The organism is Streptosporangium sp. NPDC023615, assembly GCF_040640155.1.
In the GTDB taxonomy this organism is placed as follows: Bacteria; Actinomycetota; Actinomycetes; order Streptosporangiales; family Streptosporangiaceae; genus Streptosporangium.
Window position 1 is genome coordinate 282,431 of record NZ_JBFABE010000003.1, and the last position, 8,208, is coordinate 290,638.

9 protein-coding genes and 1 pseudogene are annotated in these 8,208 nt (G+C 71.9%); 1 reads left to right on the forward strand and 9 read right to left on the reverse strand.

Annotation, left to right across the window (positions count from 1 at the left end; all coding sequences use genetic code 11):
• Positions 1-827 precede the first annotated feature (827 nt).
• Entirely contained in the window at positions 828-2,546 is a 1,719-nt protein-coding gene (locus AB0G16_RS04100) for a hypothetical protein (RefSeq protein WP_362798258.1), read from the forward strand.
• On the opposite strand, the gene AB0G16_RS04105 is transcribed toward AB0G16_RS04100, so the two are convergent.
• The 9 genes and pseudogenes from AB0G16_RS04105 to infA form a co-directional block, all read right to left on the reverse strand.
• Entirely contained in the window at positions 2,536-3,450 is a 915-nt protein-coding gene (locus tag AB0G16_RS04105) for a tRNA pseudouridine synthase A (protein WP_362798293.1), read from the reverse strand. The genes AB0G16_RS04100 and AB0G16_RS04105 overlap by 11 nt on opposite strands.
• Positions 3,433-3,636 (reverse strand): annotated as a pseudogene (locus AB0G16_RS04110) (tRNA pseudouridine(38-40) synthase TruA); the annotation flags it as partial. The gene AB0G16_RS04105 and the pseudogene AB0G16_RS04110, both read right to left, overlap by 18 nt.
• Positions 3,637-3,733: 97 nt before the next feature.
• Positions 3,734-4,315, reverse strand: a complete 582-nt coding sequence (gene rplQ, locus AB0G16_RS04115) for a 50S ribosomal protein L17 (protein ID WP_362798260.1) — start codon at positions 4,313-4,315, stop codon at positions 3,734-3,736.
• Positions 4,316-4,479: 164 nt separating this feature from the next.
• The gene (locus AB0G16_RS04120; RefSeq protein ID WP_030912872.1) at positions 4,480-5,496 is read right to left on the reverse strand and encodes a DNA-directed RNA polymerase subunit alpha; all 1,017 of its coding nucleotides are present in this window, start codon (positions 5,494-5,496) and stop codon (positions 4,480-4,482) included.
• 102 nt (positions 5,497-5,598) lie between these two features.
• Positions 5,599-6,225: a 30S ribosomal protein S4 gene (rpsD, locus tag AB0G16_RS04125; protein ID WP_344889988.1), complete on the reverse strand. Its 627-nt coding sequence runs from the start codon at positions 6,223-6,225 to the stop codon at positions 5,599-5,601.
• Positions 6,226-6,245: 20 nt separating this feature from the next.
• Positions 6,246-6,650, reverse strand: coding sequence for a 30S ribosomal protein S11 (gene rpsK, locus AB0G16_RS04130; protein WP_012887860.1), 405 nt, complete (start codon positions 6,648-6,650; stop codon positions 6,246-6,248).
• 45 nt (positions 6,651-6,695) lie between these two features.
• A complete protein-coding gene (rpsM, locus tag AB0G16_RS04135; RefSeq protein ID WP_344889992.1) occupies positions 6,696-7,076 on the reverse strand; it encodes a 30S ribosomal protein S13 in 381 nt (126 codons plus the stop codon).
• Between the two features lie 210 nt (positions 7,077-7,286).
• On the reverse strand, positions 7,287-7,400 hold the full coding sequence (gene rpmJ / locus AB0G16_RS04140) for a 50S ribosomal protein L36 (protein WP_003956441.1): 114 nt from the start codon (positions 7,398-7,400) through the stop codon (positions 7,287-7,289).
• Positions 7,401-7,423: 23 nt separating this feature from the next.
• Entirely contained in the window at positions 7,424-7,645 is a 222-nt protein-coding gene (infA, locus tag AB0G16_RS04145; protein ID WP_012887858.1) for a translation initiation factor IF-1, read from the reverse strand.
• Positions 7,646-8,208: the final 563 nt, after the last annotated feature.

Sequence of the window (8,208 nt, forward strand, 5' to 3'; positions counted from 1 at the left end):
ACCTCTCAGGCCCCGGCTTCCCCGGTCCCGGCTCTTCAGGACCCGGCTTCCCGGGTCCCGGTTCCTCGGGTCCTGGCTTCCCCGGTCCCGGCTCTTCAGCTCCCGGCCCCTCGGGGTCCGGTCTTCCCGGCCGTGGCCCCCTGGGCCCGGGCCCCTCGGACCTCCTCGACTCCCCCGGCCCCGCGAACTCCGGCCCCCCCGACCCTCTCGGCCTTCCGCACCCTCTCGGCCCCACGGCCCCCGGTCTTTCCGGCCAGAGCCCCCGGAACCCGGGTTCCCCGGACCTCCTCGGCTCCCCCGGCCCCGCGCACTCCAGCCCCCGGAACCCTCCGCCCCCCCTGGGGCCGGGTCTTCCCGGCCACGGTCATCCGGGTGCCACCGGTGCGCCGGGTCCGGGTTCCGCAGGTCACGGTCACGGCCCTTCCGAGCCGGGCCATGGCCGTTCCGGGCTAACCGGTGCCGTGGATCCCGGTCGTGCGGGTCATGGTTCCGGGGGGCCCGCCTGGACCGACTTCTCCCGGCCGGAACCGGCTCCCCCCGCGTGGATCGACTCCCCCACGCCCTCCGGGCCCACCCGCCCCGCCTGGCCCGCCCCGCCGGAGGGGCCGGCGTCGTCGAACCCCCTGAGCGCGCCTCCCCCGGCGTCCCCGGCCCCGCCTTCGGACTTCGCCGGCGCGCCACCGTCCGGCCCTCCGAGCTCCTCGTCCGGTCCTCCGGGCACGTCGTCCGGCCCCGTGAGTTCGCCTCCCGGTCCCGCGGGGCCGGCGAGCCCCCCGACGGGTTCCACGAGCCCGTCGGACGAGTGGCCGCTGTCCGGGGCGCCCGTCGTGCCCGGGGCACCGCCCTGGCAACCGCCCCCGGCCTTCACGGCCGCCGCCGCGGGCATGCAGGTCTGGTCCGCCTCCGGACAGGAGCCCGCCCCGTGGCCCGCCGCGACCGGCGAGCCCGTCTGGTCCGAGCCCGACGAGGCGCCCGGCCGCCCCGGGGAGCCCGGGGACGTCGCCGTCTGGCCGCCGGACGCCCTGCCCGGTGAGACCGACGAGAGCACCGCCGATGTCCGCGGCGCCATGCCCGGCACACCCACCATGCCCGGCACACCCGCCGTGTCCGCCACACCCGCCGTGTCCGACAGGACCGTGCCCGCCGTGTCCGACAGGACGGGGTCACCGTCGCCCGGCACGCCCGTCACGCCCGACGAGGCGGGGTCCCGGACGCCCGGCGCGTCCGAAGAGCCGGGAGGAGCGGGATCACGCGCCCCGGGTCACGCCGTCCCCCCCGGCCACGCCGCCCCGCCCGAGCGGGATGGGACGCCCGGCCACGTCGCCCCGCCCGAGCGGGGTGGGCCGGCCTGGCAGGGCCCGGCCTCCCGGCAGGATCCGCCGATCGTCCCCTCCCCCGCGGCCGGACCGTCCGTGTCCGGAACGGCCGCGTTCGCCGCGCCCGCCGCGTTCGCCGCCGCCGGCCCGCCCGCCCCCGCCGCGTCCCGTCCGCTCCCCGAGGCCGGCCCGTCCTCGTCCGCCACGTCCGCCGAACTCCCGGTGGCGGATCCGGCCGTCCAGCCGGGTCCGCAGCCCACGATGCCGCTCGAACAGCCCACGCGCCCCTGGACGGCGGGCCCGGCCCTGCCCGTACCGCCACCGCCCCCGGTGGACGAGGCGACCCCGCCCGGCGGCATTCCGCTCTTCCCGCCGCTGCCCACGGCCGCCACGCGGACGGACGGTCCGCCGACCCCCGTCCAGGGCGATCCGGCGACGGAGCGCGGCCCCTTCACGCCGCTCTCGGCGTTCACCCCGGAACCTCCGCCCCCCGCCCCCGCACCGGCCCGCAGCCGGGCGAGCACGGTGCTGCTCGCGGCCGTGGTCGCCGTCGTGGTGATCGGCATCGGCGTCGGGGCCTTCCTCACCTACCGCTCCTTCAGCACCGGGCAGCCGACGAGCGCGGCGGACCCGATCCCCACACCGGGAGAGGTCGAGACCGGCGACGACATGGACATCACCTCCGAGCCGGAGCCCGTCAACACCACGGTGCTCAACTCCGAGAAGACCGATCCGGGCACGGTGACCGTGGCCGACGCCTTCGTCAAGAAGGTGACCGTGGCCGGGGCCACCTTCACCCGGGTCAAGACCGACGTGGCCGAGCAGTGCCAGAAGGCCGCGGCGGGCAGGTTCGCCGACACCCTGCGCGGCCAGGACTGCCGCCGGGTGCTGCGGGCGACGTACGTGGACGGCAAGCGCAGGTACGCCGTGACCACCGGGATCGCCGTGTTGCCGACCCGCGAGTCCGCGATCGCGGCCGACCGGGCCAAGAACCTGGAGAACAACCTCTGGTTCCGGGGCCTGCCCGCCACCGCCGGCAGCGGGGCCGAGCGGGTGCACATCGCGGGCGGCTACGCGGCCGGGATGGTGTGGGGCCGCTACATCGTCTTCAGCTACGCCACCTTCAGCGACGGCCACACCCCGACCGCCAAGGAGAAGACCCTCGCCAAGGTCAGCGGGGCGTTCCGCGACCAGACCGCGAAGGTCGTCGAGCGGCGCGTCACGAACTGAGCGTCCGCACCCGGCGGGTCTCGGCGGCCCGCCGGGCGAGCTCGGAGGCGTCGGGGTAGCTCACCTGCTCGAGGCAGAGCCCGTGCGCGGGCGCGACGTGCACCCCGGAGTCACGTACGGCCCTGGCCAGCACCCCCGCCGGCCAGCCGGTCGCGAGCCGCCCCTCGCCCACCGGCAGCAGCGACCCCACGAGCGCCCGGACCATGGAGTGGCAGAAGGCGTCGGCCACCACGGTCGCGACGATGAGATCGTCGTGGCGGACCCAGTCCAGCCGCTGCAGCTCGCGGATCGTGGTCGCGCCCTCGCGCCTCTTGCAGAAGGCGGCGAAGTCGTGCTCGCCCAGGAGCGCGGCGGCGGCCTCGTTCAGCCTCCCCACGTCCAGGGGACGGCCGTACCAGAGGACCTCGCGGCGGCGGAGCGGGTCCGGCCCGCCCGGGGCGTCGGAGACCCGGTAGGCGTACCGGCGGGACAGCGCCGAGAACCGGGCGTCGAAGCCCTCGGGAGCCACCGTGACGCGATGCACGCGTACGTCCGGGGGCAGGACACCGCCCAGCCTTCTGCGGAGCGCAGAGAGCCGCTCGTCGAGTCTCGCCACGGCGGCGGGGTCCGCCTGCTCCTGCGGCGCCGAGGCTTCCGCGAGGGGCGCGGGCCTCCCGGACCGCGCGGCCTCTGCGGATTCCCTGACGACCGCGGGCTCCTCGGCGTCCCCGGCGGCTGCGGATCCACCGGCCGCCGGGGAGCCCGCGGCCTCCGTGGGGCCCGTGGGGTCCGCGGGGTCCGCGGACTCCCCGGTGGCCGTGGGTTCCCCGGCTGCGCTTCCGGGGTTCCCCTTCGCCGGCCCCTTACGGCGGTCGCGGCCGTCCAGCGCGGCGAGCGCGTCCACCTCCAGGTCGACGTGGGCCACCTGGCCCCGGGCGTGCACGCCGGCGTCCGTCCGCCCGGCCACGGTCAGCGCCGGAGGCTCGGGGAGGCGGAGGATCGTGCCGAGCGCCCCCTCGATCTCCCCCTGGACCGTGCGCCGCCCCGGCTGCTTGGCCCAGCCGGAGAAGTCGGTGCCCTCGTAGGCGAGATCCAGCCGTAGCCGTACCACGGTGTTCCTTCCTGCCCTTGGTCCGACCTCCGGGAACGGGAACGGGCCCGGCACCCCCGCTGCGGGAGTGCCGGGCCCGTCCACCGGACCTGAGAGATCAGGCGTCGTTCTTCTTGGCCTCGGTCTCACCGGCGGGAGCCTCGGTCGTCCCCGCGTTGTCCTCGGAGGCCTTCGGCTGCTCGGCGGTCTCGGCCTCGGTCGCCTCGGCCCGCTCGGCCTCGGTCTCCTCGGAGGCCGCCTTCGGGGTCTCCTCCGCGGCGGGCTTCGGCGTCGCGGCCGGCTTGGCCGCGGCCTGCGTCTGGCCGACCTTGACCTGGTTCAGCGGCTCGGACACCAGCTCGATCACGGCCATGGGGGCGGCGTCGCCCTTACGCAGGCCGATCTTGGTGATCCGGGTGTAGCCACCGGGACGCTCGGCGAAGGTGGGGGCGATCTCCGTGAAGAGGTGGTGCACCACGCCCTTGTCCTTGACGACCGTCAGCACCTGACGACGGTTGTGCATGTCGCCGCGCTTGGCCTTGGTGATCAGCTTCTCCGCCAGCGGGCGCAGACGCCTCGCCTTGGCCACGGTGGTCTTGATCCGGCCGTGCTGGAACAGCTGGGTGGCGAGGTTCGCCAGGATCAGCCGCTCGTGGGCCGGGCTGCCGCCGAGACGGGCACCCTTGGTGGGCCTGGGCATAACGTTCTCCTTGGGAGTAAACCCGCCCCGGCCGTACGAGGTACCGGGGTCGGGCCGGGGGCCGGAGGGCCCCCGTCGTTTTCAGACACGTGGAACACGTGGAAAGCGCGAGACTCGCCCGTCCGCCGGGCCGGTGCGGGCACCGGCCCGGCGGGACGCGAGGCTCAGTACTGCTCGGTCTCGACGTAGGCGCTGTCGTCGTCGTCGTAGCCGCCACCGGCCACCGCGCTCGGGTCGAACCCGGGCGGGGAGTCCTTGAGCGCGAGCGTCATCTCGTGCAGCTTCTGCTTGACCTCTTCGATGGACTTGGCGCCGAAGTTCCTTATATCGAGAAGGTCCTGCTCGCTGCGGGCCACGAGCTCACCCACGGTGTGGATGCCCTCGCGCTTGAGGCAGTTGTAGGAGCGGACCGTGAGGTTCAGCTCCTCGATCGGCAGCGCCAGGTCGGCGGCCAGGGCCGCGTCCGTCGGCGACGGGCCGATGTCGATGCCCTCGGCCTCGACGTTCAGCTCGCGGGCCAGGCCGAACAGCTCGACCAGGGTCTTGCCGGCGGAGGCCACCGCGTCGCGGGGCTTCATGCACGGCTTGGTCTCGACGTCCAGGATCAGGCGGTCGAAGTCGGTGCGCTGCTCGACACGGGTCGCCTCGACCTTGTAGGTGACCTTGAGGACCGGCGAGTAGATGGAGTCGATCGGGATACGGCCGATCTCCTGGCCCGGCTGCTTGTTCTGCGCGGCGGAGACGTAGCCGCGGCCGCGCTCGACGGTCAGCTCCATCTCCAGCTTCGCCTTGCCGTTCAGCGTGGCGATGCGCAGCTCGGGGTTGTGCACCTCGACACCGGCCGGGGGCGCGATGTCGGCGGCGGTGACGTCACCGGGGCCCTGCTTGCGCAGGTACATCACCACGGGCTCGTCGTGCTCGGAGGAGACGACCAGGTCCTTGAGGTTCAGGATGATGTCGGTGACATCCTCCTTGACGCCCGGCACGGTGGTGAACTCGTGCAGCACGCCCTCGATGCGGATGCTGGTCACGGCCGCGCCCGGGATGGACGACAGCAGCGTGCGCCGCAGCGAGTTGCCGATGGTGTAGCCGAAACCCGGCTCCAGCGGCTCGATGATGAACTTGGACCGGGTCTCCTCGATGGACTCCTCGAGGAGGGAGGGACGCTGAGCGATCAGCATGTGGAATCTCCCTTGCGTGGCGGCGCCCGCTATTTGACGCCGCTCGAACAACAGCATAGGTGCCGTGCGGCACGAAGCCGCACGGCACCGGCAGAGCCGCTACTACTTGGAGTAGAGCTCGACGATCAACTGCTCCTGGACCTGGGTGTCGATCTGCTGACGGACCGGGAGCTGGTGGACCAGGACGCGGAGCGCGTCCGGGATGACACCTAGCCACGCCGGGTACGTCTTGTCACCGGCGGTGGCGCGGGCCACCTCGTAGGGCAGGAGGTTGCGCGACTTCTCGCGGACCTCGACGATGTCGTGCTCGCGCACCCGGTACGACGGGATGTCGACCTTCTTGCCGTTCACCAGGATGTGCCCGTGACGGACCTGCTGGCGGGCGGCGTCGCGCGACTCGGCGAAACCGGCGCGGTAGACCACGTTGTCGAGACGGCTCTCCAGGATCTGGAGGAGGTTCTCGCCGGTCTTGCCGGTCTTGCGGTTGGCTTCCTCGTAGTAGTTGTGGAACTGCTTCTCGAGGACGCCGTAGATGCGGCGGGTCTTCTGCTTCTCCCGGAGCTGGAGCTGGTACTCCGACTCCTTGGGGCGAGCGCGGCCGTGCTCACCCGGCGGGTAAGGACGGATCTCGATGGGGCACTTGGCGGACTCGCACTTCTTGCCCTTGAGGAAGAGCTTGGTCTTCTCCCTCCGGCAGAGCTTGCAGTCCGCACCCGTGTAACGAGCCATTTTCTATCTTCTCCTGGGCGTCAGACGCGACGGCGCTTGGGCGGACGGCAACCGTTGTGCGGCACCGGGGTGACGTCCTGGATGGATCCGACCTCGAGCCCGGTCGCCTGAAGCGAGCGGATCGCGGTCTCACGGCCGGAGCCGGGACCCTTGACGAAGACGTCGACCTTGCGCATGCCGTGCTCCATCGCGCGGCGGGCGGCGTTCTCCGCGGCCATCTGCGCGGCGAACGGGGTGGACTTACGGGAGCCCTTGAACCCGACGTGGCCGGCGCTGGCCCAGGAGATCACGTTCCCACTCGGGTCGGTGATCGAGACGATCGTGTTGTTGAACGTGCTCTTGATGTGGGCGTGCCCGTGAGCGACGTTCTTCTTTTCCTTGCGACGCACCTTCTTGGGTGCGCCCTGGCGGCTCTTAGGAGGCATTCTGTGCCTTCACTCCTGAGGTGGTCGGTCCTGCGGCTACGCGGACTACTTCTTACCGGGCTTCTTCTTGCCGGCCACGGTCTTCTTCTTGCCCTTGCGGGTACGTGCGTTGGTCTGCGTGCGCTGACCGTGCACGGGAAGGCCACGGCGGTGCCGGATGCCCTGGTAGCACTGAATCTCGATCTTGCGGCGGATGTCGGCCTGAACCTCGCGGCGGAGGTCACCCTCGATCTTGTAGTTCGCCTCGATGTAGTCACGCAGCGGGACGAGTTCCTCGTCCGTGAGCTGGTGAACACGGAGGTCGCCGTTCACGCCGGTGGCCTTGAGGGTCTCGAGCGCACGGGTGCGGCCGATTCCGAAGATGTAGGTGAGAGCGATCTCCAGCCGCTTGTCGCGGGGGAGGTCCACACCAGCAAGGCGAGCCATGGTGGGGCATTCTCCTTCGTTGTGACGGAGGTCTTACGCCTCACTTCCCCTCCCCATGCCCGGGGTGAGGGCCCCGGCCTCCGACCGGGGGTCTCCTGCGGGGTACGGCCGAAGCCGCCGGCGCAGGTGTGAGACGTATTTACGGTGAGGCCCCGACATGGTTCGAGTCCGCCACGTGGAGCGGACTCTTGCGGGGCCCGGTGGAGCGACTCAGCCCTGGCGCTGCTTGTGGCGCAGGTTGTCGCAGATCACCATGACGCGACCGTGCCGGCGGATCACCTTGCACTTGTCGCAGATCTTCTTGACGCTCGGCTTGACCTTCATAGTCCTATTCGTCCCTCAGACGCTTACTTGTATCGGTAGACGATCCGCCCACGACTGAGGTCGTAGGGGCTCAGTTCGACGACAACCCTGTCGTCAGGAAGGATCCGGATGTAGTGCATCCGCATCCTCCCGCTGATGTGGGCCAGGACCTTATGGCCGTTGTCGAGTTGCACCCTGAACATCGCGTTCGGGAGCGACTCAACCACAGTGCCCTCGATCTCGATGGCGCCGTCTTTCTTGGCCATGTCCCTCGCGTTTCACTGATCGGTCGTCTGAGGCTTCGGAACACTACGCAGCCGCGACCCAGCGCTTCGATGAGAGCGACGGTTGCGAAACCGTCGATGCGCAATGGTCATAGTGAACCGAAAAAGGAGTGTACGGCACCGGGCGAGGAAATGCGAAACACACGGCCGGTACCTTGACACAACCGCTACATAGGATACCGCAGATCCCGCAAGGGATGGACGGCGCGGCTCGGCGCACGGACACCCGCTCCCTCATTGTGGCACGTCCGGCCTGGTCAGGCCAGCACCCCGGCGCCCCTTCCGGCGCGGGCGGCGCCTCCCGCCGCACGCGGCGACCTCCGGGCGGGGCCGGCGGGCACTCCCGGCGCGCGCGGCGGGCCCGGTGGAGGTCACCGGCCCTCCGCCACACGTGGCGAGCCCCCCGGTGGAGGTCACCGGGGGGCTCGCCGCGATCGGTTCCGGGGCCGGGAAGCCCCCGCGTCCCGGCGGGGATTCCCGGGTCTCGACGTTCATCGCCCTAGAAGGCGTTGCCCCAGCGGCCGCAGTCGTCGAACTTGTCGTCG